The sequence below is a fragment of the Mucilaginibacter sp. NFX135 genome, assembly GCF_048565145.1.
Taxonomy (GTDB): Bacteria; Bacteroidota; Bacteroidia; order Sphingobacteriales; family Sphingobacteriaceae; genus Mucilaginibacter.
Window position 1 is genome coordinate 761,383 of record NZ_CP183412.1, and the last position, 26,684, is coordinate 788,066.

The window sequence follows — 26,684 nt, forward strand, 5'->3', positions numbered from 1 at the left end:
GCGAAGTGACGTATCATCTTAATCTTCCTGTGTAGAGATTGCTTCGTACCTCGCAATGACGTGATGGTGAGAATGTCAGGTTAAAAAGTATTTCTACTTACCTTAAAAAAAGGAAGATCATCTCCATGCCAAAAAGCACGACCGTGCGGCTGAAAACCGGCTTTAAATAAAACCTTTTGGGAAGCTCTGTTTTCAGGGTGCGTAACCGCGCAGATCTCTTTAAGGCCTATCTCATTTAAACCGTATGATACCAATGCCTGGGCAAGTTCCGTAGCAATACCCGAGCCCCAGTATTTGAGGTGCAGGCGATAGCCGAGTTCGATGCTGCTGCTGTCAAATTCACTATAGTCGAGTATGCAAACGCCTATAAAATCATTATCTGCAAGGTTAAAGATGCCCCAGCGGCCCATACCTGTTTTCTTTTGATAATCCTTCAGTGTATCCTTAAAAACCTTTTTGCTTTCCTGGGCAGTACGTTTTTTTACGTAGCGGGTTAAACGCGCGTCGGCATCCAGGTCAAGTAAAAGGCTTTCGTCTTCGGGTGTAAACTCACGTATCAGCAAGCGCGGCGTTTGGGCAATAATGTTCATGGTTCTCAAAAATATATTTTTCCGCAAGCGCTTAGGTAAAAAGAGTGTCATTTAAGTGGAGTCATAAATAAAGGAGCGCTGCTTACCCGCGCGTCATTGCGTGGAGAAAGGATTGATGCCGTAAGAAGAAGAATAACCTCGTTACACGTAGCATGACAAAAAATGTAGCATAATTTGCTTTTTTGTACATTTGCCGCATGGCATCCATCAAACCATCCGTACCCAAAGGCACCCGCGATTTTTCACCAACTGAAATGGTGAAACGTAATTATATTTTTGATACCATTAAAAGCGTGTTCCGTAAATACGGCTATCAGCAGATAGAAACACCAACAATGGAGAATTTATCTACGCTTACTGGTAAATATGGTGATGAAGGGGATAAACTGATATTTAAAGTATTGAACAGCGGCGATTATTTGGCGAAGGTGGCTCCTGAAAAACTCACGACTCACAACTCACAACTCATCACTCAAGAGATCTCCGAAAAAGCCCTCCGCTATGATCTTACCGTACCTTTCGCTCGCTATGTAGTGCAGCACCAGAACGAGATCACTTTCCCGTTCAAGCGTTTCCAGGTGCAGCCGGTTTGGCGCGCCGACAGGCCGCAGCGTGGTCGTTACCGCGAGTTTTATCAGTGTGATGCGGATGTGGTAGGTTCTGATTCTTTACTGAACGAGGCCGAGTTTGTGATGATCTATGACGAAGCTTTAAGCAAGCTTGGTTTGAAAGATTTCAGCATTAAAATTAATAATAGAAAAATTCTATCCGGAATCGCACAAATTATAGATAAATCTGATAATGTCATCGATCTGACTGTAGCCATAGATAAGCTGGACAAGATCGGCCTTGATGGCGTGATCAAGGAATTGCTGGAACGCGGCTTTACCGAGGCTGATATAGACAAGATAAAACCGGTTATTTTACTGGAAGGCTCCAATACCCAAAAACTGCAAAGCTTGCGCCAGGCATTGGCTTTGTCGGAAGTTGGCCTAAAAGGATGTGATGAAATTGAAACGGTTTTCGGTTATATCGAAAAATGCCCCCTGCAAACTGCTAAACTGGAATTGGACATTACCCTTGCCCGTGGAATAAACTATTATACCGGCGCCATATTCGAAGTGAAAACCAATGAGGTGGTTATGGGCAGTATTGGTGGCGGTGGTCGTTATGATGACCTTACCGGTATGTTCGGTCTTAAAGGATTAACCGGTGTGGGGATATCCTTTGGTGCCGACCGTATTTATGATGTGCTGGAAGAATTGAACCTATTCCCGGCCGCAGCCAACCAAAGTACCCAGGTATTGATCTGTAATTTCGACAAAGAAGGCGAACTATATGGCTTGCCCCTATTACAACAACTACGCCACCAAAATATCAATGCTGAGCTTTATCCTGCGGGTGCCAAAATCAAAAAACAAATGGAGTATGCCAACAATAAAAACATCCCCTACACCGTAGTGATCGGCAGTGAAGAGATACAAAGCGGCTTGCTGGCTTTTAAAAACATGACCACTGGTGAGCAGGAGAAGCTGAGTGTTGAGGATATTGTGAAGCGAATGGTTGGATAAATATTAAAAAGGCCTGTCATCCTGAGCTTGTCGAAGGATCGTGCGTAGAGGCCTGCCCACCATGCTTCGACAAGCTCAGCATGACAGCTATAAAAACGGGCATCACTTTCAAGTGATGCCCGTTTTTGTTGTCAAAAGTTCCCCCTTCAGGGGGTTAGGGGGTTACTTAGGCCCGTAAGTAACTATCGGGATGATCATCTCTTCCAATGAGATACCACCGTGCTGGAAAGTTTCATTATAAAAATTCACAAAGTGATTGTAGTTGTTCGGATATACAAAATAGCTATCTTCCTTGGCAAATACAAAGCTCGAGCTGAGGTGCAGCTTAGGCAGCATGGCATCATGCGGATTGCGGATGTGGAATACTTCCTTGGCATTATAGTTCAGGTTTTTGCCTTGTTTGTAACGCAGGTTGGTATTGGTGTTGCGGTCGCCTACAATTTTGCTTGGGTTTTTAACGCGGATGGTACCGTGGTCGGTAGTAATGATTACGCGAACTTGTTTCTGGGCCAAAAATTTCAGCAGATCAAACAGGGGTGAGTGCTCAAACCATGATAATGTGAGTGAACGATAAGCAGCATCGTCGCTCGCCAGCTCGCGGATCATCTGCATGTCGGTACGGGCATGTGAAAGCATATCCACGAAGTTGTATACTACCACATTCAGCTCATTGTTCATGAGGTTGCTCACTGATTCGTTCAATGCGCGGCCTTCGTCAATGTTCAATATTTTATGGTATGAATACTTACAATCCTTGCGCAGTACACGTTTCAGGTGGTCGGCAATAAATTCCGATTCATATAAGTTCTTGCCACCTTCATCCTCGTCGTTTTGCCACATGGTAGGGTAGCGTTTTTCCATTTCCAAGGGCATCAGGCCCGAGAATATGGAGTTACGGGCGTATTGTGTAGCCGTTGGTAAAATACTGTAATACGTATCCTCCTCTTCCATCCTGAAATATTCGGATATTATAGGGTTGATCACTTTAAACTGATCATACCTCAAATTATCTATCAGGATAAAAAACAGGGGGCCGTTACCATCCAGTTTGGGGAATACTTTCTTTTTAAACAACTGCGGCGAACTTGTTGGCGCGAATTCCGGGTTTTTGATCCAGTTTAAATAATTGCGCTCCACAAACTTGCAGAATTGTACATTGGCTTCGGCTTTTTGCAGGGTCAATATCTCGTGCATGCCGGCGTCTTCCAGTTTTTCCAGTTCAAGTTCCCAGTAAATGAGCTTTTTGTACACATCAACCCATTCCTGATGGCTCAGGTTGTCGTTAAGCGTCATGCCCAGCGTACGGAAATCCATCTGGTAAGCCATGGTTGTTTTTTCGGTAACCAGGCGTTTATTTTCGGTCAGCTTTTTTATAGTGAGCAGAATTTGTTTGGGGTGTACCGGTTTAATGAGGTAATCATCAATCTTGGAGCCGATGGCATCCTCCATCAGGTATTCTTCCTCGTTCTTGGTGATCAGTACAATGGGCACATCATTATTAAGGTTCTTGATCTGCTGCAGGGTTTCCAGTCCAGTTAAGCCCGGCATATTTTCATCCAGAAAAACCAGGTCGAAATAGTGCTGTTTAAAAGCATCAACGGCGTCGTTGCCGTTGGTTACGGTAGTTACTTTGTATCCTTTTTCGTTCAGGAAAAGTATATGTGGCTTTAAAAGGTCAATTTCGTCATCGGCCCATAAAATGGTGGTGTCTTGCATAGTATATGTAGATTAAAAGTATTCTGAACCAGAATTTTTAGAATTAAAAAATTACCCGAATTTACTTAATAAAGGGATACTATATAATAGGATTCTATAAATTCACCTAATTCCAAAAATTTTGGTTCAGACGTTTAAATTCAGACATTAAACCTCAAAGGGAGTGATTTGTTGTTGATAAGTAAAGGTATTAACAAAAATTAACAAACATCATGCGCTTATTTTACCTTTGTTTTACATTTTTGCATCGTAAAGAACCAAGTTGAATAAAAAGAAAATTATAAACGATCCTGTTTATGGCTTTATCAGCATCCCTACCGAGCTGGTATTTGACCTCATCGAACACCCCTATTTTCAGCGGTTAAGATATATCAAACAATTGGGCATGACTCACCTGGTATACCCGGGGGCGCTGCATACCCGTTTTCATCATGCCCTGGGCGCTATGCACCTGATGGCCATGGCCATTGAAACCCTGCGTAACAAAGGGCACCAGATCAGTCATGACGAGGAAGAAGCTTTAACCATAGCCATATTGCTGCACGATATTGGTCACGGCCCATTCTCGCACGCGCTGGAGCGTACCATTATAGCAGGTGTAGCGCATGAAGACATATCGGCCATGTTGATGAATAAACTAAACGAGCAGTTTGGCGGTGATTTAACTATGGCTATTGATATATTTAACGATACTTATCCACGCCGTTTTTTACATCAACTGGTATCGAGCCAGCTGGATATGGACAGACTGGATTACCTGAACCGCGATAGTTTTTTTACCGGGGTATCCGAAGGTGTCATCAGCTCAGACCGCATCATCAAGATGCTGAACGTGAAGAACGATCATGTGGTGGTGGAAGAAAAAGGTATTTACTCAATCGAAAAGTTTTTGATAGCCCGCAGGCTCATGTACTGGCAGGTTTACCTGCATAAAACGGTTATAGCCGGCGAAGAGTTGCTTGTGAAAGTGTTTAAGCGAGGCAGGGAATTGATATTACAAGGTGAAGATTTATTTGCCACACCGGCTCTGAAACATTTCATCCAAAGCAAGATGAGCAGGGATGTTTTCATGAAGGAGGATCATCACCTGGATATTTTCGCCAGTTTGGATGATGCTGATATTATGTCGGCAGTGAAAGTTTGGGCAGGTCACCCGGATTTTTTGTTGTCGACCCTGGCCAAAAACCTGGTGCAGCGAAATCTTTACCATGTCGATATCACCAATGAAGAACCGGATGCCGAATTTGTAGCCCAGCTAACCAAAAAGGCGATGGAAAAATATGGCATCAGCGAGCAGGATGCCTCCTATTTTGTTTTTACCACGTCTATACGTAACAATGCTTACACAGCCGGCGATGGTAATATAGGAATACTGATGAAAAACGGGCAGGTAAGCGATATAACCAAGGCCAGTGATAATTCCAACCTGGAAGCGCTGATCAAAACGGTAAAAAAATATATTACCTGTTATAATAAGGATTTGCTGTAGGGGTAAATAACCGGTAAAGTGTCATAGGGTTCGAGTAAGAGGTTGCCGGTTTTGAGTAAGGAGTTTTATAAATAAAATAGGTTGAAAATGAAGAATTTATTAAGAGAGATACTTAAAACCAATAACTCAGCGCTCACAACTAATTAATAATTTGCTGCTTTAATTTTAACATTTAAATTTGTCGATGCAATTTACGGCTCAGGAAATAAGTTTATTGCTCAACGGGACTGTTGAGGGTGATGCTTTTGTGAAGGTTGATAAGCTGGCTAAGATAGAAGACGGCGATGCCGGAAGCCTTACATTTTTAGCCAATCCCAAGTATGAGCAGTTTTTATATACCACCAATGCTTCTGTGGTTATCATCAATCAGGATCAGCCACTTACGGGGCCGGTAAAGGCTACCCTAATACGTGTTGAAAATGCGTACAGCGCGTTTACGGTTCTTTTAGAACAATATAATACCCTAAAACTAAACAAAAAAGGCATTGAAGAGCCCTGCTTTATACACCCAACGGCTCAAATTGGCACCGACCCCTATATAGGCGCGTTCGCTTATATCGGTACCAATACAAAAATTGGCGATAATTGTAAAATATATCCAAATGTTAACATTGGCGATAATGTCACTATCGGCAATAATGTTACCTTGTTTTCTGGTGCTACCATTTATTTTGATTGTGTGTTAGGTAATAATGTTACTATACATTCAGGAGCGGTAATTGGCAGCGATGGTTTTGGCTTTGCACCCAATCCCGATGGTACGTACACTAAGATTGCCCAGATTGGCAATGTAGTTATCGGGGATGATGTTGAAATTGGGGCCAATACGGCTATTGATCGGGCTACCATGGGTTCAACCCTTATAGGCAAAGGTGTAAAGATCGATAACCTGGTACAAATAGCACACAATGTTGAGATTGCTGCGCATGTGGTTATTGCAGGTCAGGCAGGCATATCCGGCAGTACCAAAATTGGCAAAAATGCTGTTATTGGCGGCCAGGTAGGTATTTCCGGACATTTAAATATTGCCGGTGGCACACAGGTATCGGCACAAACAGGCATCAATAGCTCAATTACAGAAGAAGGTAAGGTTTGGGGCGGCACTCCCTATATGCCATTTAAGGATTATCTGAAGGCGCATTCTAAATTAAGGAGGCTGCCCGAGATTGATAAAAAGGTTTACGAACTTGAAAAATTAATTGAAGAACTGAGAAAAGAAGGTCATTAGTTCATTGGTTCATTAGTTCATTGGGGTTGCCAGTGAACTAATGAACTATTTACCAATGAACAATTGAACTAATGAACCAATGAACATTATAAAATGAATGTAAAACAAAGAACTATTAAAGCGCCGGTATCGGTTTCGGGTACAGGCTTACACACTGGTCAGCGTGTAACCATGACTTTTAACCCGGCGGCAGAAAACCATGGCTATAAATTCAGAAGGATTGATATGCCTGGTGCGCCAATCATTGATGCCGATGTGGATAATGTGACCGATACTTCGCGTGGTACCACCATTTCACAAAACGGAGCTACGGTAAATACAGTGGAACACGTGCTGGCGGCGCTGGTAGGTATGGAGATAGACAATGTGCTGATAGATATGGATGGTCCGGAAACACCTATTATGGATGGCAGCTCCATACAATTTGTTGACGTGATTATGGAAACCGGCCTGGTTGAACAAGAAGCCGACCGCGAATACTATCATATACCCTACAATATACATTACTCTGAAGCCGACCGCAAGGTAGAAATGGTGGCTATGCCGCTTGATGATTACCGCTTTACCTGCATGGTCGACTATAATTCGCAGGTATTGGGCAGCCAGCATGCCAGTATATCAACCATTGCCGAGTTTAAAAAGGAAATAGCTTCATGCCGTACCTTTTGCTTTTTGCATGAATTGGAAATGCTGTTAAAGCACGACCTGATCAAGGGTGGAGATCTGAATAACGCCATTGTAGTGGTGGATAAAGAGGTTGATGAAGATGAATTGGCACACCTGGCCAAACTATTTAACCGTAAAGACATTAAAGTTGCGCCGCAGGGTATATTAAATAATATTGAGCTCCGCCATCAGAATGAGCCGGCAAGACATAAACTGTTGGATATGATAGGCGACCTTGCCCTGGTTGGTGTTCCGCTGAAAGGACATATCATGGCTGCAAGACCCGGTCATGCGGCTAATGTAGCTTTTGCAAAAAAGATAAAGGCGCTTATTAAAAAAGAGAAGAGCCGCAAACACGTAAAAGTGTATGATCCTAATATGACTCCGGTGTATGATACCGTTCAGATCATGAAAATACTGCCTCACAGGCAACCTATGCTCATGGTTGATAAGATATTGGAGTTATCAAAAAGCCATGTGGTTGGATTAAAGAATGTAACCATGAACGAGGATCTGTTTATGGGACACTTCCCCGGTTCGCCGCTTTTTCCGGGTGTTTTGCAAATAGAGGCCATGGCACAAACCGGGGGCATCCTGGTGTTAAATACCGTACCCGATCCTGAAAATTATATTACCCTTTTTCTGAAAATAGAGAACGCCCGCTTTAAAGACAAGGTTGTGCCTGGTGATACCATCATATTCCATTGTAACCTGGTAGCTCCTATCAGACGGGGCATTGCCCAAATGAAAGGTATTGGCATGGTTGGCTCGCGTATTGTGGTAGAAGCCGAACTGATGGCGCAAATTGTAAAAGTTAATAAATCTAACGAAGAATGATCCAACCCTTAGCATACATACACCCGCAGGCCAAAATAGCCGATAACGTGGTGATAGAGCCTTTTGTGACCATCCACAAGGATGTGGAAATTGGCGAAGGTACCTGGATCGGCTCCAACTCCGTAATTATGGATGGTGCCCGCATCGGTAAAAACTGCCGTATATTTCCCGGCGCGGTAGTATCTGCCCCGCCACAGGACTTGAAATACAAAGGCGAGCAAAGCACCGTATCTATAGGTGATAACACCACCATACGCGAGTGCGTTACCCTTAACCGTGGTACCGCTTTGGATAAAAACACTACTACAATTGGTAGCAATTGCCTGTTGATGGCTTATGTGCACGTAGCACATGATTGTGTTATCGGCGATAATGTGATCATAGCCAACTCGGTACAACTGGCCGGGCACATCAATATTTATGATTATGCTTTTGTGGGTGGCTCATCGGCTGTGCATCAGTTTGTAGAGATCGGCGCGCACAGCATGATATCCGGCGGGTCGCTGGTGCGCAAGGATGTTCCTCCGTTTACTAAAGCTGGTCGCGAACCCTTATCATACGTGGGTATCAACTCTGTTGGTTTACGCCGCAGAGGCTTTTCGGCAGCCACCATTAACGAGATCCAGGAGATTTACAGGATCATATTCCTGAAAAAATATAATGTGAGCAAGGCTCTTGATATTATCGAGGCCGAGTTTACCCCAAGCATCGAGCGCGACGAGATCATTAACTTTTTGCAAAACTCGCAAAGAGGCATCATGAAGGGCTTCGGGAATACTTAAATAGTTCATGGATCATAGTTAATAGTTCATAGTAAAAGAATAACTATAAGTCATGATCCATGAACTATCAACCATGGGCCTTTCCATGATCTATGAACCATTATCTATAAGCTAAAATGAATATCACCCTTCAAAACATCGGCCGTAGATTTAACCGCGACTGGATTTTCAGAGGGGTTGATTATACTTTTAACAGCGGCCAGGCTTATGCGATATTGGGGCCTAATGGCTCTGGCAAATCGACCCTGCTGCAGATTTTAAATGCCAGCCTGACGCCATCTGCGGGTACCATCAGCTATACTTTTCAGAATAAACCGGTTCACCCAACGGAAGTATTTACCCACCTGAGTCTTGCCGCGCCATACCTGGAACTGATCGAAGAGTTTACGCTTACCGAGATGGTTGATTTTCACTTCAAGTTTAAATCATACAAACCAGATATTGATAAAAAGGAGTTGATAGATCTGTTAAGTTTAGCCAAAAGCGAAAACAAGCTGATCCGGTATTTTTCATCAGGCATGAAACAGCGGTTGAAACTGATACTGGCCTTTTGTGCTGATACGCCTATCCTCATGCTCGATGAACCCACATCCAACCTGGATACGCAGGGTGTAGACTGGTACCTGGGCCTTGTGGAGCAGTTTGCCACGGGCCGTCTTACTATCGTTTGCTCAAACCAGGAACACGAGTATGGCTTTTGTAATGAACGACTGAGTATTTCGGATTACAAGCAATAGAGATTTGAGATGTTAGATATGAGATTTGAGACATGTGATTATCAAATTGTTATGTATTCGTTTGGAATTTCCAGGTAAAAAAAATCTCAAATCTCATATCTAACATCTCACATCTAATAACTAATTTTGCGGGCTCAATATTATTTTATGGCTAAAGCATCAGATGTTAAAAATGGAAATGTGCTTCGCTTTAACGGCGAATTAGTGCAGGTTGAAGAATTTTTACACCGTACACCAGGTAACTTACGTGCATTTTACCAGGCCCGTATGCGTAACGTAAAATCAGGAAAGCTGGTTGAATACCGTTTCCGTACCGACGAAGAAGTAGATATTGCCCGTGTTGAAACAAGCGATTATCAATATTTATATGACGAGGGCGACTCATTGGTAGTAATGGATAATACTACTTATGATCAGCATAGCGTACCAAAATCATTATTTGGTCCGGCGGTTAAGTTTTTAAAAGAAGGCATGAATGTGATTGTGGCTTTTGAAAGTGATGAACCGATCATGGGTTCTGTACCAGGATCTGCCGAGCTGGAAATCACTTACACCGAACCGGCTGTTAAAGGTGATACCTCAAGCGGCGCCCTTAAAAATGCTACGGTTGAAACCGGTGCCGAGATCCGTGTACCATTGTTCATCAACATTGGCGATAAAGTAAAGGTAGATACCGCTACAGGCACTTACGTAGAGCGTGTGAAAGCGTAAGCCCCCCCTAACCCCCTGAAGGGGGAACTTTTTGATTTGCATATTACATTTTCAGTATAAAAAAAAGAGGCCCGATTCGGGCCTCTTTTTTTATACTTGTCCCACCACGTCATTGCGAGGCACGAAGCAATCTCTATGCTATACAGAATCGCTCTGCTTATCAGGGATTGCTTCGTACCTCGTAATGACGGTAGCGGTGCCGGGGTTATCTGCACATCTGCACATCTGAAATCTGCACATCAAAGAGCTCCCCCTTTAGGGTGCCGGGGGCTAAAACTCCAGCTCCAGCAGCACCGGGCAATGGTCGGAGTGTTTGGCTTCGGGTAAAATGGCGGCGCGTTTAATGTTGGCTTCCAGTTCGGTACTGGCCATGGCATAATCAATACGCCAGCCTAAGTTTTTGCCTCTTGCACCCGCTCTGAAACTCCACCAGGTATAGTTATGCGGTTCTTTGTTCAGATGACGGAAGGTATCGATAAATCCGCCTTCAATAAATTTCTCCATCCATTCGCGTTCCTCGGGCAAAAAGCCGGAAGAGTTGGCGTTTGATTTTGGGTTATGGATATCAATGGGGCGGTGACAAATATTATAATCGCCGCATACCACCAGTTTGGGGTATTGGCTTTTAAGTAGGGTAAGATATCTGCCAAACTCATCTAAAAAACGATATTTAAACACCTGGCGTTCATCGCCGCTTGAACCTGACGGAAAATAAACGCTCATGACAGATACTTCATCAAAATCAAGACGGATACAACGACCCTCACGGTCAAAATCAGGGATGCCGCAGCCATATTCAATATGTTTAGGTGTTAGCTTGCTAAAAATAGCGGTACCGCTGTAGCCCTTTTTTTCGGCAGGGAACCAATAATGTTTGTAGCCCAGCTGATCTACCAGTCCAAGGTCAGTTAGTACATCAGGGGTTGCTTTAATTTCCTGCAAACAAACCACATCGGCATCTGTAGCCTGCAGCCAGGCCAACCAGTTTTTGTTGATAGCTGAGCGGATACCATTAACGTTATAGGTGATTATTTTCATTTTGATTTAGGATGTTCGATTTGGGATTTTTTGACTTGCTAAAGTACGATATTTTGATTTCGGAATTGGGATGTTCGACTTCGGATTTTAACTGATTAAGCACGTAATTTAGAATTTGTCGACCCGTCAGTAAATTAAAAATCCCTAATCCGATATCAGCGCAGAATTTTATCCAATTGCCTGCATTCCTTTTTACTGAGCACTTCTACCGTCATCGGTACATCGGTAAGTGGACGGTCGCATTCATCCTTTTTTACGGCTGCAATACGGTCTACCATGTCTATACCAGAAATCACCTCACCAAAAACAGTATAATTTTGATCCAGATGTGGCACTCCGCCTACAGATTTGTACCACTCCCTTTGCCATACCGGTATCTTGCGGCCTTTTAAACGGGTTTTCTCCAGCGTATCCAGCTTGCCATCAGTAAAACGTTTACCTTCGGTGATATAGAACTGGCATCCGCTTGATGCTTTTTTGGGGTTTTCATCGCGCGCGGCAGCCAATACCCCACGTTTGTGGAACAAGCTGTCCCTGAACTCGGCAGGTACCGTATAACCCACATCACCATCGCCCAGTTCCAATTCGGGTATCGCCTTTTTAGAATCGGGATCGCCGCCCTGGATCATGAAATTTTGTATCACCCTATGAAATAAAGTGCCATTATAAAAACCCTTTTTAGCCAGTTTTATAAAATTATCCCGGTGCAGAGGTGTTTCATTATATAAGCGGATGATACAATCGCCATAACTGGTTTTAATACGCACATACTGGCTTTTGGGTGGCCCCGCAAATGCGGCAACGCTTAGCAGAAGCAAAGTTATAGTAAAGAGTTTTTTCATATATCGTTAGATCGGTTAGTACGAGCGTAGCGTGGCAATCTCCGATTTGTAGAGCCGCTCTGTATATTAGGGATTGCCACGCTACGCTCGCAATGACGTTATTTTTTACGTTTTTACGCTTTTTGCAGTGAAGCCGCAAAAAGCATCTAATTTCCCTCCAACTCCTCAAAATAATTGATCATCAATGATTTGAGGATCATCTCCTGTTCAAGCAGGGTATAGTTGGGTATCACTTTAACTCTTTTCCAATGCGGCCAACCGTCCTGGTCAAGGCCTTCCAGCTCATAAAAGCCCAGCATACTAAAAAGGCGGCAATTGGCAATATGCATCAGCTCTTCCTTTTGGCGCTTGCTAAATTTGCGCGGTCCCTGGCCCAATTCCTGCACACCAATTAAAAACAGCATTACTTTTAGATCGGGCTTTTCGTTATCAAAATCCTGGGCAATACGTTGCTGCAGCGCATCCCATTTCACATTAATTTCGGCAGGTGTCATATGGGCAAAGATAAGAATAGTTCATAGTTGATAGTTCATAGATCATGGTAAAAGAGTAATGGCAAATAGTACGCATGAGTTTAAAAGATCAATAAACTATAAATTCTTACCATAAACCATTATCCATGAACCATTAGCTTCCCATGATCTATGAACTATGAACCATCAACTGATATGCGATTATCATTAATGTTACAATGTTGCATTATTTTTAACATTTTATTAACTACTTTTGCATGATCTTTGAGAAAAGATATTTAAGGTGAAGAAAAACAAATTACATATCCTATACTCCTGGCTATTGCTTATTTGCTTTATAGCCGGGCAATATGTTGTTTATACTCACCAGCACCTGCTTGCCAAAACAACCGGAACGGTTTACGCCGCTCATGATCATCATCAGCAACAACAAGCCGTTAAGGAAAAATGTTACCTGTGCGATGCCATGTATCACCAGGCTGCCGTTATTGATCAGGCATTTTATTTAGTGCCACAAGTAGCTACCCCGCATTTTTTTAAAGCCAGCGACTATGACTTTGTAAGCATTGCACTTGTACTGGCGGCCGGTCGTGCCCCTCCAGTGCTTTCATAATATTAGTTTTTTCCTGCAAAATAGCGCCACCATTGGTGTGGTATTTATTGATCTCCAAATTTTTTTATTATGAAATTAAAGCTAATTAGTAGCTTATTATTGCTTGTTATAGGTTTTTCTGCTTTTGCCAATGCCCATACAATTACAACAAAAAACGCAGCCGTTGAAGAAGCTGCAGGTACATTAACCGGTACCGTTACCGATAAGGCCGACGGTAAGCCTGTTATTGGCGCTACCGTAAGTATCCCCGATCTGCATACCGGTGCCATTACCGATGCAAATGGTAAATATGTTTTAAACCATGTGCCCCGCGGCGTTTACCTGTTACAGGTAAGCTATCTGGGTTATGCCACCTTTAACCAAAAGGTTGATCTTTCAAAAACATCTGTGTTTGATGTGAAACTGCAAGCCTCATCATTAGAGGCAGGTGAAGTAGTGGTGACCGGTGTAAGTAAAGCTACCGAGATAAAACGCAGTCCTGTGCCTATGATAGCCGTAGGCAAAGCCTACTTGGAACAACGCGCGGCTTCGGGTAATATTATTGATCAGATTGCTACCCTGCCAGGGGTAAGCGCGGTTACTACCGGGCCAAACGTATCCAAGCCGTTCATCCATGGCCTGGGTTATAACCGGGTAATTACTTTACAGGATGGTATCCGGCAGGAAGGCCAGCAATGGGGCGATGAGCACGGTATTGAAGTTGATCAAAACTCAATAGATCGTGTAGAGATCATCAAAGGACCCGCCAGCTTAACCTATGGCTCCGACGCTATTGGCGGTGTGGTTAACCTGATTACGCCAGCTCCTGTTCCCGAAGGTAAAATATTAGGTTCGGTACAAGGTATTTATGGTACCAACCAGGGCCTGCTCAACGGATCATTCAGGCTGCAGGGCAACCAGAACGGATTGGTTTGGGGAACGGTAGTATCTGCCAAGGAAGCCAAAAATTACCAGAACCAGCAAGATGGCCGGGTATATGCTACCGGTTATCAGGAAAAAGATGCACGGGTAATGGTAGGTTTGAATAAATCATGGGGCTACTCTTATTTACATGCTTCGGTTTTTGACGATAAACAGGATATCCCGGATGGCAGCCGCGACTCGCTTACCCGTAAATTCACCAAGCAAATAACCGAAGACGGTGCCACTGCTATCGTTCCGGAATCTGAACTAAACTCCTACCGCATCCCGACCCTACATCAACGCGTTCAGCTTTACCGCATCTATAACAACAGTAACTTTATTTTAGGTGGTGGTAACCTGTTGGTTAACCTGGGCTATCAGCTTAGTCACAGACGCGAGTATACCCATCCTGAATATGGAGATATCCCAGGCTTAAACCTGCATTTGCACACTTACACCTATGATGTTAAATACAATTTTAACATCGGCGATGATTATGAAACCACATTTGGTGTAAATGGTCAGTATGGTAAAAATACCATCGACGGCGCCACCGATTTCCCTATTCCGGCCTATCATCAGTTTGATATCGGTCCGTTCTTTGTGATCAAGAAAAGCTTTGGCAAACTTGATCTTTCTGCCGGTGCCCGTTTTGATTCACGTTCTTTCACAGGCGATGCCGCTTATGTAGATACTATTGGTGGTCCGCATGGCTTTCCGCAATTATATAAAGGCCCTAACCCTACCACTGCCCCCAATGTTACATCACAATTTGATGCCTTGAGCAAAACTTTCACAGGTTTTTCGGGTAGCTTTGGTGCAACCTACAATGTGTCCGACCAGTTTTTGGTGAAGGCTAATCTTGCCCGTGGTTTCAGGACGCCAAGTATTGCCGAGTTATCTGCCAATGGTCCCGATCCTGGATCACAGATCTACCACGTCGGCGACAAGAACTTTAAGCCGGAGTTCAGTTTTCAACAGGATATCGGCGCGTTTTTAACATTGCCAAATATCTCGGCCAGTGTAGAGTTGTTTAATAATGAAATTTCGAACTATATATTCCAACAGCAGGAATTGAATCCTGATGGCAGCCCGGTGATCACCCAAGGTTATAATACTTTCACTTATGTACAAAGCAAAGCCAGGATCTATGGTGGTGAAGTTAACGTCGACCTGCACCCACTGCCATGGTTACACTTTGAAAACTCATTGAGCTTAACTTATGGTGAAAACAAAGGTAATGGTGGTCCGGTGGCTGATAGCTTAAAATATTTACCCTTCATTCCACCACTGCATACCCACTCAGAGCTGCGCGGGGCGTTTAACGGTGGCTTTGGCGACTTTAAAAACCTGTATGTTTTTGTTGGCTTTGATCATTACAGCGCCCAAAACCGTTTCTTTTCCGCTTACGGTACAGAGACTGCTACACCGGGTTATAATCTGTTGAGCGCGGGCTTTGGTGGTAACATTGTCAACAAATCTGGTCAGCCTGTGCTTAAACTGTTTATTGAAGGCACCAACCTGGCTAATATAAATTACCAGTCGAACATGAGCCGGCTTAAATATTTCGGCAATCCTACTGCCCCCGATGGTATTAATCATGGTATTTTTAATATGGGCCGCAATATCAGCTTTAAGGTGGTTGTGCCGTTTGGCTTTAACACCGGTAAAAAATCATCATAAGTTATTTTATATATATGATTTTAAAGAGGCCCTGCTGGCAAAGCAGGACCTCTTTTGTTTGGAGTCGACTCACCCGCCTGCGCTTCGCGCGGAGAGGAGGCTTTTAATAATAAATAAAGATTATGTCATACGAGCGCAGCGTGGCAATCTCGTAGCTATTTTATGGGTGAGAACGCGAGGAGATTGCTTCGTCGTACCTCCTCGCAATGACATGACTTAATAATTTCTTCTGTCAGAAGAACATCTTCTCCTGAAATCATAATGACTTTTTCCTGACCCAATCCCTTAAACAATTACACACCTCAATCGTATTAATCTCATGCGCTTAAAAATCATCCTACTATTCACCATACTCACTATATCAGCTGTTGTACATGCGCAGCCGGATACGCTTTCCATCACCCTCGAAAATGTAAAATATCCCTACCCGGTAAGCTTTATGCCCACTAAGGTAGAAGGTCAGGATATCCGCATGGCTTATATGGATGTAAAACCGGCTAATGCCAATGGCAAAACCGTGATCTTATTTCATGGCAAAAACTTTGGTGGGTATTACTGGACAAACGTGATCAAGACGCTTACCGCTAAAGGTTACCGCGTCATCGTGCCCGATCAGATCGGCTTCGGAAAATCGTCAAAGGCTATTATCCATTACAGCTTTCACCAGTTGGCCCGCTTTAATAAAAACCTGCTCGATACGTTGGGTGTGCAGAAAGTAACCATCCTGGGCCATTCCATGGGTGGTATGCTGGCAACCCGTTTTACCTTAATGTACCCCGAGCGGGTGGAAAAACTATTGCTGGAAGATCCCATTGGTCTGGAAGATTACCGCACGTTTGTACTTTACCAAAGCGCCGAAGATGATTATAAAACAGAGTTGAAAACCACCTTTGAATCGGTAAAAAAATATTACCAGACATCATATTTTACCAGTTGGAAACCGGAGTATGATTACCTGGTTAAAATAGGATCGGGCGTAAGTAAAAGCGCCGATTTTCCGCGTTATGCTAAAGTGGCCGCGCTTACTTTTGAAATGATATATGAGCAGCCGGTTTGTTATGAGTTTAGTCTCATCAAAGTACCTGTCGTATTGTTTACCGGTAAAGAAGATAAAACCATTGTAGGCAAGGGTCTGTTAAGCAATGCTGAAAAAGCGAAACACGGGCAATACAAAATATTAGGCCCCGAAACCGCAAAAAAAATACCGGGCTGCAAACTCATAGAGTTTGATAATTGTGGGCATATACCACATATTGAAGTGCCCGAAAAGTTTTTAAAAGCGCTGGATGATAATATTTAATTATTTTTGAAGGATAAAATAAAAGAAGGGTGTCATGGTGAGCCTGTCGAACCATGGAGCAGAGGGCTTCTACGCGCGATCCTTCGACAAGCTCAGGATGACAGACCAGTAAATAATAAAATTAAATGCTCTTAACTGTTCAATCACTGGCAGATCTGCCTGCCGCCGCCGAAACGATCATAACCCATGCGGCCAATAACAGGATCTTTCTTTTTTATGGCGATATGGGTGCCGGTAAAACCACCTTGATCAAAAGCCTGTGCAGTTTTTTAGGCACTGCCGACGCGGTTACCAGTCCTACCTTTGCCATTGTGAATGAGTACCAGGGGCCCAAGGATAAAATTTATCACTTTGATTTTTACCGGCTTAAAGACCAAACAGAAGCGCTGGATATGGGTTACGAAGAATATTTTTATGCCGGCGCTTACTGCTTTATTGAGTGGCCCGAAAAAATACCCGACCTGCTGCCATTCCATTATACCAGCATCAGTATCAAGGCTTTGAATAATGGCTCACGAGACGTTACTATTGAGAATTTTTAGTAAAAAGTGAAAATGAATGTGGAGATGGGTTCTGGACTTTAAAAAAATCACTAAATCAGTAATTCAATAATTAATCGAATTCGCTAATTCGCCAATTCAATAAATCAATAATTATTTTTATCTTCATCAGCCACAATTAAAACATCATGAGTTCAGGGATATACAGTGGGTTTTCTGACGTTGCCAAGCAGGCAATGATGCAGCCTCAGGAGTCGATGCTGGAGGTTAAAAACAAAAAGAACAAATTATACATCGGCATTCCAAAAGAGGTATCTTTCCAGGAAAACCGTATTCCCTTGACCCCGCTTTCGGTTGCTTTATTGGTGAATAACGGGCACGATGTTATTTTGGAAAGTAACGCGGGGCAGGCGGCCAATTTTTCGGATAAAGATTACAGCGAACAAGGGGCCCGGATTGTGTACGATACCAAATCGGTTTATCATGATGCCGATATCATCATCAAAATAGCGCCCCCCATAATGGCCGAAATTGAGCTGATGAAGGCCGGGCAAATACTGATATCGGCTTTGCAGCTGGCTACGCTCAAGGCAGAATGCCTGCATGCCTTGATGGCCAAAAAAATTACCGCGCTTAGCTTTGAACATTTACGCGATGAGGGTAATACCCTGAGCGTAGTGCGGGCTATGAGTGAAATTGTTGGCGCTACATCCATATTAATAGCAGCTGAATATTTAAGCAATGTGTTTGATGGTAAAGGCCTGATGCTTGGCGGCATCACCGGCGTACCCCCTACCGAGATTGTGATCCTGGGAGCGGGCACGGTTGGCGAATACGCGGCCCGTACTGCCATATCCCTGGGCGCCGAAGTGAAGGTTTTTGATCCGTCTATATACAAACTGCGTCGGTTGCAAAATAACATTGGCAGCCGGGTTTTTACTTCGGTAGTGCAGCCTATTGTGCTCGAAAAAGCCATTACTACCTGCGACGTAGCCATTGGAGCCATGAGGGCCGAAGACGGGCGAAGCCCGTGTATTATTACCGAAGCCACCGTAAGCCGTATGAAGCGCGATTCGGTGATCATCGATGTCAGCATTGATCAGGGCGGCTGTTTTGAAACATCAGAGGTTACTAACCATACCCACCCCGTATTCCGTAAGCACGATGTTATCCACTATTGCGTACCCAATATAGCCTCGCGGGTGGCCCGTACGGCTACTTACGCGCTTACCAATATATTTGCCCCCATACTGCTGGATATCGGCGACCAGGGCGGCATTAAAAACGTGATATGGCAAAAGTCGGGTGTACGTAACGCGGTATACATTTATCATGGACATCTGACCAATAAGCATATCGGCGAGCGATTCACCATCCCATGTAAAGACCTGGACCTGCTTATCGTATCGCACCGATAAACCCTATCCTATGCACCGTTATATCATGGTATTGTTTTTTGTTTTAACAGGTGCAAGTGCCAGCGCGCAGCATTATAAATATATTGACAGTGCCAAAATAAGCGGCCCGGCCCGGTATAAAAAACAGGTAAAAGCTAATCCCGATAAGCAGTTGGTGGAGATAAAGCGTTACATCCCGCAAATTGCGCTGGATATCAGGTACGCCACCGCCAATAACTTTATGCATAGGCGCATGTATCGGCAGGCAAAAGCTTATGCCCGCTTGCCCGTTGTAAAGGCTTTACAGCAGGTAGAGACCGATCTGCAAACCCGTGGCCTGGGACTTAAAATTTATGATGCTTACCGCCCGTACTCGGTTACCGTTAAATTTTATGAGATGACGAGCGATACCAATTTTGTAGCCGACCCGCGCAAGGGCTCTAAACATAACCGGGGTTGCGCGGTCGACCTGAGTCTGATCGATCTGAAAACAGCAAAAGAACTGGATATGCCTACCAGCTTTGACAGCTTTAGTAGAAAAGCCGCGGCCAATTATCCTGCCCTCAGCAAAAAACAGTTAGACAATCGCGAATTATTAAAAACAATAATGCAGGCCCATGGCTTTAAAGTGCTGAACACCGAGTGGTGGCACTATGATTTTAATGGCTGGGCTAATTACGAATTGCTTGATGTTCCATTTTCAGGACTATAGGATTTTGGGAGCAAGGATTTTGGGAGCAAGGAGCAAGGATTTATGGAGCAAGGACTTTAGGATTTTAGGAACAAAGAGCAAGGATAGGAAAAGATTTTCCCCTGTCCTTATTCCCCAAATCCTTGTTCTAAAGTCCCCAATCCAAAAGTCCCCAAATCCTTACTCCAAAGAAGGCATTAAAATTGCTAAGCATTAATTCGATACATCAAAATTAAGCAGACACGAATAAAGTTTTTGAGCAAGGAATAAGCATTTGGAGCAAGAAATAAAGACTTAGATGGTCCTTGATCCTTGCTCGCAAAATCCTTACTCCCTAACAGGTCAATTAAAATAAGCGCTAATGAGGTTTTTCAGAAAAGAACATTTAAAACGATTATGGAAAATACTGGTAGCTACCTTTAACGGTTTTATAGGCGATAACGGCTTAAAACTGAGCGCGTCATTAGCTTATTATACCATTTTTTCCATAGCGCCGCTGCTCTTTCTGGTCATCGCGGTAGTTGGTTTAATCCCCATAGCCAAAACAGATACGCTATATCAGCAAATAGGCACCTATATAGGTACTAATGCGGCTAATCAGATCCATAGTGCGGTAGCAAGTCTTAAATTGAATGGCAAAAGCGGGTTTGGTTTTGCAATAGGCATTGTAACTTTGCTGGTTGGCGCCAGCAGTATATTTGTGGAGATACAGGATTCATTAAACATTATATGGCGCGTTAAGGCCAAACCCAAAAGCGGCTGGATCAAATTACTCCGGAACCGTTTTGTATCGTTTTCGCTCATTATCAGTTTGGGGTTTTTACTGTTGGCATCGTTGCTGGTTAACTTTATTATTGATGCCGCAGGAAGTAAAATAGAGGAGTTTTTGCCTGTATTAAAGTTCACTAAATTACTGGTGCAGGGTGTTAACCTGGGTGTAACGCTGATTGTGATCTCGGTTTTATTCGGTATCATATTTAAATTTTTGCCAGATGTGAAAATAAAGTGGCGGGATGTACGTACCGGCGCGTTCTTTACCGCGTTGTTGTTTATGCTGGGGCAATATCTGATAGGGCTATATATCCAGTATACCGCGCAAGGATCGGTATATGGTGCCGCAGGCTCGCTCATCGTTATCCTGGTGTGGATCTATTATACATCGGCAATATTATACATCGGCGCGGAGTTTACCCAGGTTTATGCCGAAGCTATCGGCAGCCATATTGAACCTGCGGAGTACGCCGTGCACGTACAACAAACGGAAGTAGAACGGCATGTAAAAAACCTGCCTGCTCAAAACCCGGAGCTGGTGAAAAAGAGCAAGGATCTGGAGAGCAAGGAGCAAGGATAGGTGGAGCATGGATTTTGGGAGCAAGGAAAAAGACAAAAACAAGCCCATAGTGTTTTTTCTTCCCCAGTCAGCAGATAAGCTTCGGACGAAAACGGGCAGAACAATGGTGGCCTGTGCGGCTGCAGGGGCATAGCGAACCTTACCTGAAGTGGGGATAATGAGCGAACGAAGTAGGGGTAAGGTTTAGCAGCCCGTGGTTCTGGCTGATTTGCAGGGTAAAAGCATAGTGCGGCAAAGAAGCATTTCTGCTGAAAGCCTTTATGGTTACTTTTGTGGCGACAAAAGTAACTGGTCCTCCCGCGGCCAAGAGCGGGTATACGCCAAGGTTTTTTTTCCGGGCTCTTGACTCTTACATCTTGACTCTATTCCTCCCCCTACTCCTTCACCAGATATTCACATTTTATTCGTAAATTTGAGTATTAATTTATTTTAATATAAAATGGAAACTAAAGATCCTGAATACGTTTATAAAAACGTAATACAATTAAACGAAACAGACGCATCGCGTAAATTCATAGCCAATGTGTTTTTATGGATGTTTGTTGCCCTGGGGCTTTCTGCTGTTTGTGCATTTCTGTTTTCACAGAACCAGGCCCTGCTTAATATGCTTATTGATCCGGCCACAGGCCGTAATACCGGTTTAGGCACTATTACAATGTTTGCACCGCTTGCATTCGTATTGATCATCTCTTTTGGTTTTAACCGACTATCTTACGGAGTGTTAGCGTTCCTGTTTATTGCGTTTTCGGCAATAATGGGTATTAGCCTAAGCTATATATTATTGGTTTTTACTGCTGGCTCAGTTTTAGGCGTATTTATTACCACATCGGTAGTATTTGGTGTAATGGCTATCGCCGGTTATACCACCAATACCGATTTGACCAAATATGGCCCAATCCTGATGATGGGACTGATTGGTATTATCGTAGCATCTTTACTTAATATGTTTATGCACAGCAGTGGCTTAGATTATGTCATTAGCTATGTAGGTGTAGCTGTATTTGTAGGTTTAACCGCTTATGACGTACAGAAATTAAAACGTATTGGCGCAGGTTTAGAATACGGTGATGCATCGGCCTCAAAAATGGCATTGATGGGCGGCTTAACCTTATATCTTGATTTCATCAACCTTTTTCTGATGATTCTGCGTTTATTCGGCAGAAGAAGATAATAGCTAACAAAAAAGTATACAACAGCCCGGCTCTCTGAAAAGAGAGCCGGGCTGTTTAGTTAAAGTAAAGCCGGGTCCCAAAATCAATCGTTTGGTATTTTGTTATTTGACAGGCAATAAATTAAAACTTTTTAAACTTTTCAAAACCCATCAAAAATTTGTTAAAAAGTGTTAAAATCGATGGTTTTGAGCGCGTTTTAAATGGTTTTTGAGTTGATTTTGCCCCGATTTTAGTCCGAAAAGTGTTAAAATTTAAGGTTTAAAAAGTTTTTCCATTCGTCCGCCGGCTTGTTTCCATCAGATAATGCCTAATGTCGTACCCCTGAATATTCATGCAATTGTAAACACGTATAAAGTACACAATTGGCGGGCTAAAACTATTGCATATTAAAGCTTTATTGTGCACCTTTGCATTGCTTATAGAGAAAGGCGGAGGGATTAGACCCTGCGATGTCTTAGCAACCTGTACTATACAAGGTGCTACATTCTACTCAACAAATACACAATAGGTTGGGAAAGATAAGCGAAAGTCAGTCACATACCCGACTTTTCGAGATAAGCTGTATTTTTTTAGTATCAAGTATTTAGTAGCAAGTAGTAAGACAGCTTCTGTCTTTATCCCTGCTATACTACCATCAAGCGCTGAATTTTCGGTACTTGATACTTGATACCAGCTACTTGATACCAACATGGATATTAGAAAAGAATTAGAGAAACGCATACTGGTAATTGACGGGGCAATGGGTACCATGATACAACGGTACCAATTATCCGAGCAGGATTTTCGTGGCGAGCGTTTTAAAGATCATAGCTCTGATCTGCAGGGAAATAATGACCTTTTGAACATCACCCGCCCGGATATTATCAAGGCCATACATGCCGAATACCTGGATGCTGGTGCTGATATTATTGAGACGAATACCTTCAGCACGCAAGTAATTTCCCTGGCAGATTATAAGCTGGAAGAGCTGGCCTATGAGCTGAGCTATGAAGGCGCACGCCTGGCCCGTGAAGTGGCTCAGGAGTATACCGCCAAAAATCCGGCTAAACCCCGTTTTGTGGCCGGTGCAATCGGGCCAACCAACCGTACCGCCTCGCTATCGCCCGATGTAAACGATCCGGGATATCGGGCAGTAACATTTGATGACCTGGCTGATGCCTATTATGACCAGGTGCGTGGCTTGGTTGATGGCGGGAGCGACCTGCTGCTGGTAGAAACCATATTTGATACGCTGAATGCTAAAGCGGCATTGTTTGCCATCAATCGCTATGCAAATGAGTCGGGTAAGTATTTGCCTATCATGATCTCTGGTACTATAACCGATGCTTCGGGTCGTACGCTGTCTGGCCAAACGGTTGAGGCTTTCTGGAATTCGGTACGGCATGCCAACCTGCTTTCGGTAGGTTTAAATTGCGCTTTGGGTGCCAAAGAAATGCGCCCTCACCTGGCCGAGCTTTCCGAAAAAGCTGATGTATTTATATCTGCTTATCCAAATGCTGGATTACCCAATGAGTTTGGTCAGTATGATGAAACTGCGCACGAAACGGCCCATCAGGTCGACGATTTTATAAAAGCCGGTCTGGTAAATATTGTAGGCGGTTGTTGTGGTACTACACCAGAGCATATTCAATGTATCGCCGAAAAGGCGGCCAAATACCCGCCAAGAATAGTTCCAACGGTTGAACCGCATTTGCGCCTGAGTGGATTGGAAGCCGTTACTATAACTCCTGAAAGTATTTTTGTGAACGTGGGTGAGCGTACCAACATTACCGGATCGCCTAAATTCTCCAAACTGATCCTGGCCGAAGATTATGAAGCGGCCCTGGCCGTGGCCCTGCAACAGGTAGAAGGCGGCGCCCAGGTGATCGATATCAATATGGATGAGGGTATGATCGATTCGGAAGCGGTGATGGTGAAATTCCTGAACCTGGTAGCTTCTGAGCCTGATATTGCCAAGCTGCCCATCATGATCGACTCCTCTAAATGGACAGTTATTGAAGCTGGCTTAAAATGTATCCAGGGCAAAGGCATCGTGAACTCTATCTCTCTGAAAGAGGGTGAAGATAAATTTAAAGAGCATGCCCGTAAAATATTAAGCTATGGTGCCGCTACAGTAGTAATGGCTTTTGACGAAACCGGTCAGGCCGACTCCCTGCAGCGTCGTATCGAAATCTGTAAACGCTCCTATGATATCCTGGTGAATGAAGTGGGTTTCCCTCCACAGGACATTATATTCGACCCCAATATATTAACCGTAGCCACCGGTCTCGAAGAGCATAATAACTACGCTGTAGACTTTATTGAAGCCACACGCTGGATAAAACAAAATCTGCCTCATGCAAAAGTAAGTGGCGGGGTAAGTAATATTTCGTTCTCCTTTAGGGGTAACAATGTAGTGCGCGAGGCTATGCACTCGGCATTTCTGTATCACGCCATCAGGGCGGGTATGGATATGGGGATTGTGAATGCCGGTATGCTGGAGGTTTACCAGGAAATTGATAAGATCCTTTTGGAACTGGTAGAGGATGTATTGCTTAACCGCCGAGATGATGCCACCGAACGCCTGGTAGAATACGCCGATACCATTAAAAGTAAAGGCAAAGAAGTGGTGCGCGACGAAGAATGGCGCAAAGGTACCGTTCAGGAGCGGCTTTCACACGCATTGGTAAAGGGTATCATCGAGTACCTTGATGACGATGTGGAAGAAGCCCGCTTGGCTTACAACAAACCGTTGGAAGTGATTGAAGGCCCACTGATGGATGGCATGAACATCGTGGGCGACCTGTTTGGTGCCGGTAAAATGTTTTTGCCCCAGGTAGTAAAATCGGCCCGGGTGATGAAAAAGGCTGTAGCCTATCTGCTGCCTTTTATCGAACTCGAAAAACAACGGGTTATTGATGCCGGCGAAGATTCAAGCGATAACCGAGCCAATGCAGGTAAAATATTAATGGCCACCGTTAAAGGCGATGTGCATGATATCGGCAAAAATATAGTGGGTGTAGTTTTGGCTTGTAATAATTTCGAGATCATTGATCTTGGGGTGATGGTTCCAGCCCAGCGGATAATTGAGGAGGCCAAAGCCCAGAATGTAGATATTATAGGATTAAGTGGCCTGATCACCCCATCGCTGGATGAAATGGTGCATTTTGCCAAGGAAATGGAGCGGAACGGTTTTACTATTCCGCTGATTGTAGGGGGCGCCACAACATCGCGGATACACGCGGCGGTAAAGATTGATCCGAATTATTCCGGACCGGTGATACATGGTATAGACGCTTCGCGAAGTGTTACCATGTGCAGCAATTTAATGAGTAAGGATAACAGAGATGCCTATATTCAGGGTATTAAGGAAGAGTATGCCAAAGCCCGGGAAGCGCACCTGAACAAAAAATCAGACAAACGTTTTGTAACCATTGATGATGCCCGTAAATCAAAATTCCAGATCAGTCTGGATGGCGACGTGGCTATAAAACCAACATTCACCGGTACAAAAGTATTTGAATCATACCCGCTGGAAGAGCTGGTGCCCTATATCGACTGGACGCCGTTTTTCCATACCTGGGAACTGCGCGGTAGCTACCCGAAAATATTTGCCGATAAGTTTGTGGGCGATGAAGCTAAAAAACTATTTGATGATGCGCAGGAACTGCTGAAAAAAATAGTGGATCACAAACTATTAAAAGCCAGCGGCGTGATCGGTTTTTGGCCGGCCAACAGCGTAGGTGATGATATTGAACTGTATACTGATGAAAGTCGTTCACAGTTGTTAACCCGTATACATACCCTGCGCCAGCAAACCGAAAAGATGAAAGGCGAGCCATACTATGCGCTATCAGATTTTATCGCTCCAAAAGAAAGCGGTGTGCCCGATTATATGGGGGGCTTTGCCGTTACAACAGGTATAGGTTGCGATGAACTGGTAGCCGAATTTGAGCGCGATCATGACGATTATAACAGTATAATGGCCAAAGCCCTTGCTGACCGACTTGCAGAAGCCTTCGCCGAAAAGATGCACGAACTGGTGCGCAAAGAGCACTGGGGTTATTCAAAGGGCGAGCGTTTAAGTAACGAAGACCTGATTAAGGAAGAATACCAGGGTATTCGTCCGGCACCTGGATATCCCGCTTGTCCCGATCATACTGAGAAAACCACTTTGTTTGAGCTGTTAAAAGCCGAAGACAATGCCCACATGCACCTCACCGAAAGTTTGGCCATGATGCCGGCGGCGTCCGTAAGCGGTTTCTACTTCGCGCATCCACAAGCCCGGTATTTTGGCCTGGGCAAGATCAGCAAAGATCAGGTAGTAGATTATGCTACTCGTAAGAACATGGATCTCGAAACGATTGAACGTTGGCTTGGTCCAAATATTAACTATTAAATAAGGTACGAGGCTC

General features: G+C 43.9%; 21 protein-coding genes and 1 riboswitch. Of the genes, 16 read left to right on the top strand and 5 right to left on the bottom strand.

Going from position 1 to position 26,684, the window contains the following annotated elements:
* Window positions 1–80 precede the first annotated feature (80 nt).
* A complete protein-coding gene (locus ACNURT_RS03375) occupies window positions 81–590 on the bottom strand; it encodes a GNAT family N-acetyltransferase (protein WP_370997283.1) in 510 nt (169 codons plus the stop codon).
* A 197-nt stretch (window positions 591–787) separates the two neighbouring features.
* Between ACNURT_RS03375 and hisS the strand changes: the two genes are divergently transcribed.
* Entirely contained in the window at window positions 788–2,161 is a 1,374-nt protein-coding gene (hisS, locus tag ACNURT_RS03380) for a histidine--tRNA ligase (protein ID WP_419700545.1), read from the top strand.
* A 162-nt stretch (window positions 2,162–2,323) separates the two neighbouring features.
* On the opposite strand, the gene ACNURT_RS03385 is transcribed toward hisS, so the two are convergent.
* Window positions 2,324–3,877, bottom strand: coding sequence for a PglZ domain-containing protein (locus ACNURT_RS03385; protein ID WP_370997287.1), 1,554 nt, complete (start codon window positions 3,875–3,877; stop codon window positions 2,324–2,326).
* A gap of 262 nt (window positions 3,878–4,139) precedes the next feature.
* On the opposite strand from ACNURT_RS03385, the gene ACNURT_RS03390 reads away from it, so the two are divergent.
* The 6 genes from ACNURT_RS03390 (at window position 4,140) to efp (ending at window position 10,327) form a co-directional block, all read left to right on the top strand.
* On the top strand, window positions 4,140–5,366 hold the full coding sequence (locus tag ACNURT_RS03390) for an HD domain-containing protein (RefSeq protein WP_370997289.1): 1,227 nt from the start codon (window positions 4,140–4,142) through the stop codon (window positions 5,364–5,366).
* 184 nt (window positions 5,367–5,550) lie between these two features.
* Window positions 5,551–6,594, top strand: coding sequence for a UDP-3-O-(3-hydroxymyristoyl)glucosamine N-acyltransferase (lpxD, locus tag ACNURT_RS03395; protein ID WP_419700546.1), 1,044 nt, complete (start codon window positions 5,551–5,553; stop codon window positions 6,592–6,594).
* Window positions 6,595–6,687: 93 nt separating this feature from the next.
* Window positions 6,688–8,097 carry a bifunctional UDP-3-O-[3-hydroxymyristoyl] N-acetylglucosamine deacetylase/3-hydroxyacyl-ACP dehydratase gene (locus tag ACNURT_RS03400; protein ID WP_370997291.1) on the top strand — a complete coding sequence of 470 codons (1,410 nt, stop codon included), beginning with the start codon at window positions 6,688–6,690 and terminating at the stop codon, window positions 8,095–8,097.
* The gene (gene lpxA, locus ACNURT_RS03405; protein ID WP_076371333.1) at window positions 8,094–8,879 is read left to right on the top strand and encodes an acyl-ACP--UDP-N-acetylglucosamine O-acyltransferase; all 786 of its coding nucleotides are present in this window, start codon (window positions 8,094–8,096) and stop codon (window positions 8,877–8,879) included. Before ACNURT_RS03400 ends, lpxA begins: the two co-directional genes overlap by 4 nt.
* 116 nt (window positions 8,880–8,995) lie before the next feature.
* Complete coding sequence (locus ACNURT_RS03410; RefSeq protein ID WP_419700547.1) at window positions 8,996–9,616, top strand: ABC transporter ATP-binding protein; 621 nt, start codon at window positions 8,996–8,998, stop codon at window positions 9,614–9,616.
* 147 nt (window positions 9,617–9,763) lie between these two features.
* On the top strand, window positions 9,764–10,327 hold the full coding sequence (efp, locus tag ACNURT_RS03415) for an elongation factor P (RefSeq protein WP_419700548.1): 564 nt from the start codon (window positions 9,764–9,766) through the stop codon (window positions 10,325–10,327).
* A gap of 270 nt (window positions 10,328–10,597) precedes the next feature.
* Here the strand turns inward: efp and ACNURT_RS03420 are convergent, their stop codons facing one another.
* From ACNURT_RS03420 to ACNURT_RS03430, 3 genes are all read right to left on the bottom strand, one after another.
* On the bottom strand, window positions 10,598–11,365 hold the full coding sequence (locus tag ACNURT_RS03420) for an exodeoxyribonuclease III (RefSeq protein ID WP_370997298.1): 768 nt from the start codon (window positions 11,363–11,365) through the stop codon (window positions 10,598–10,600).
* Between the two features lie 155 nt (window positions 11,366–11,520).
* Window positions 11,521–12,207: a peptidylprolyl isomerase gene (locus ACNURT_RS03425; RefSeq protein WP_419700549.1), complete on the bottom strand. Its 687-nt coding sequence runs from the start codon at window positions 12,205–12,207 to the stop codon at window positions 11,521–11,523.
* A gap of 146 nt (window positions 12,208–12,353) precedes the next feature.
* On the bottom strand, window positions 12,354–12,701 hold the full coding sequence (locus ACNURT_RS03430; RefSeq protein ID WP_166092174.1) for a hypothetical protein: 348 nt from the start codon (window positions 12,699–12,701) through the stop codon (window positions 12,354–12,356).
* 262 nt (window positions 12,702–12,963) lie between these two features.
* On the opposite strand from ACNURT_RS03430, the gene ACNURT_RS03435 reads away from it, so the two are divergent.
* From ACNURT_RS03435 to metH, 9 genes are all read left to right on the top strand, one after another.
* Window positions 12,964–13,293 carry a hypothetical protein gene (locus tag ACNURT_RS03435; protein WP_419700550.1) on the top strand — a complete coding sequence of 110 codons (330 nt, stop codon included), beginning with the start codon at window positions 12,964–12,966 and terminating at the stop codon, window positions 13,291–13,293.
* A 69-nt stretch (window positions 13,294–13,362) separates the two neighbouring features.
* A complete protein-coding gene (locus ACNURT_RS03440) occupies window positions 13,363–15,879 on the top strand; it encodes a TonB-dependent receptor (protein WP_419700551.1) in 2,517 nt (838 codons plus the stop codon).
* 319 nt (window positions 15,880–16,198) lie between these two features.
* On the top strand, window positions 16,199–17,179 hold the full coding sequence (locus tag ACNURT_RS03445) for an alpha/beta fold hydrolase (RefSeq protein ID WP_419700552.1): 981 nt from the start codon (window positions 16,199–16,201) through the stop codon (window positions 17,177–17,179).
* A 125-nt stretch (window positions 17,180–17,304) separates the two neighbouring features.
* The gene (gene tsaE, locus ACNURT_RS03450) at window positions 17,305–17,721 is read left to right on the top strand and encodes a tRNA (adenosine(37)-N6)-threonylcarbamoyltransferase complex ATPase subunit type 1 TsaE (RefSeq protein WP_419700553.1); all 417 of its coding nucleotides are present in this window, start codon (window positions 17,305–17,307) and stop codon (window positions 17,719–17,721) included.
* A gap of 146 nt (window positions 17,722–17,867) precedes the next feature.
* Window positions 17,868–19,097, top strand: a complete 1,230-nt coding sequence (locus tag ACNURT_RS03455) for an alanine dehydrogenase (RefSeq protein ID WP_370997307.1) — start codon at window positions 17,868–17,870, stop codon at window positions 19,095–19,097.
* A 10-nt stretch (window positions 19,098–19,107) separates the two neighbouring features.
* The gene (locus ACNURT_RS03460; RefSeq protein ID WP_419700554.1) at window positions 19,108–19,788 is read left to right on the top strand and encodes a M15 family metallopeptidase; all 681 of its coding nucleotides are present in this window, start codon (window positions 19,108–19,110) and stop codon (window positions 19,786–19,788) included.
* A gap of 340 nt (window positions 19,789–20,128) precedes the next feature.
* A complete protein-coding gene (locus ACNURT_RS03465; RefSeq protein ID WP_419700555.1) occupies window positions 20,129–21,118 on the top strand; it encodes a YihY/virulence factor BrkB family protein in 990 nt (329 codons plus the stop codon).
* Between the two features lie 439 nt (window positions 21,119–21,557).
* Entirely contained in the window at window positions 21,558–22,289 is a 732-nt protein-coding gene (locus tag ACNURT_RS03470; protein ID WP_419700556.1) for a Bax inhibitor-1/YccA family protein, read from the top strand.
* Window positions 22,290–22,703: 414 nt separating this feature from the next.
* Window positions 22,704–22,815, top strand: a riboswitch (SAM riboswitch).
* Window positions 22,816–22,978: 163 nt separating this feature from the next.
* Complete coding sequence (gene metH, locus ACNURT_RS03475; RefSeq protein ID WP_419700557.1) at window positions 22,979–26,668, top strand: methionine synthase; 3,690 nt, start codon at window positions 22,979–22,981, stop codon at window positions 26,666–26,668.
* Window positions 26,669–26,684 lie beyond the last annotated feature (16 nt).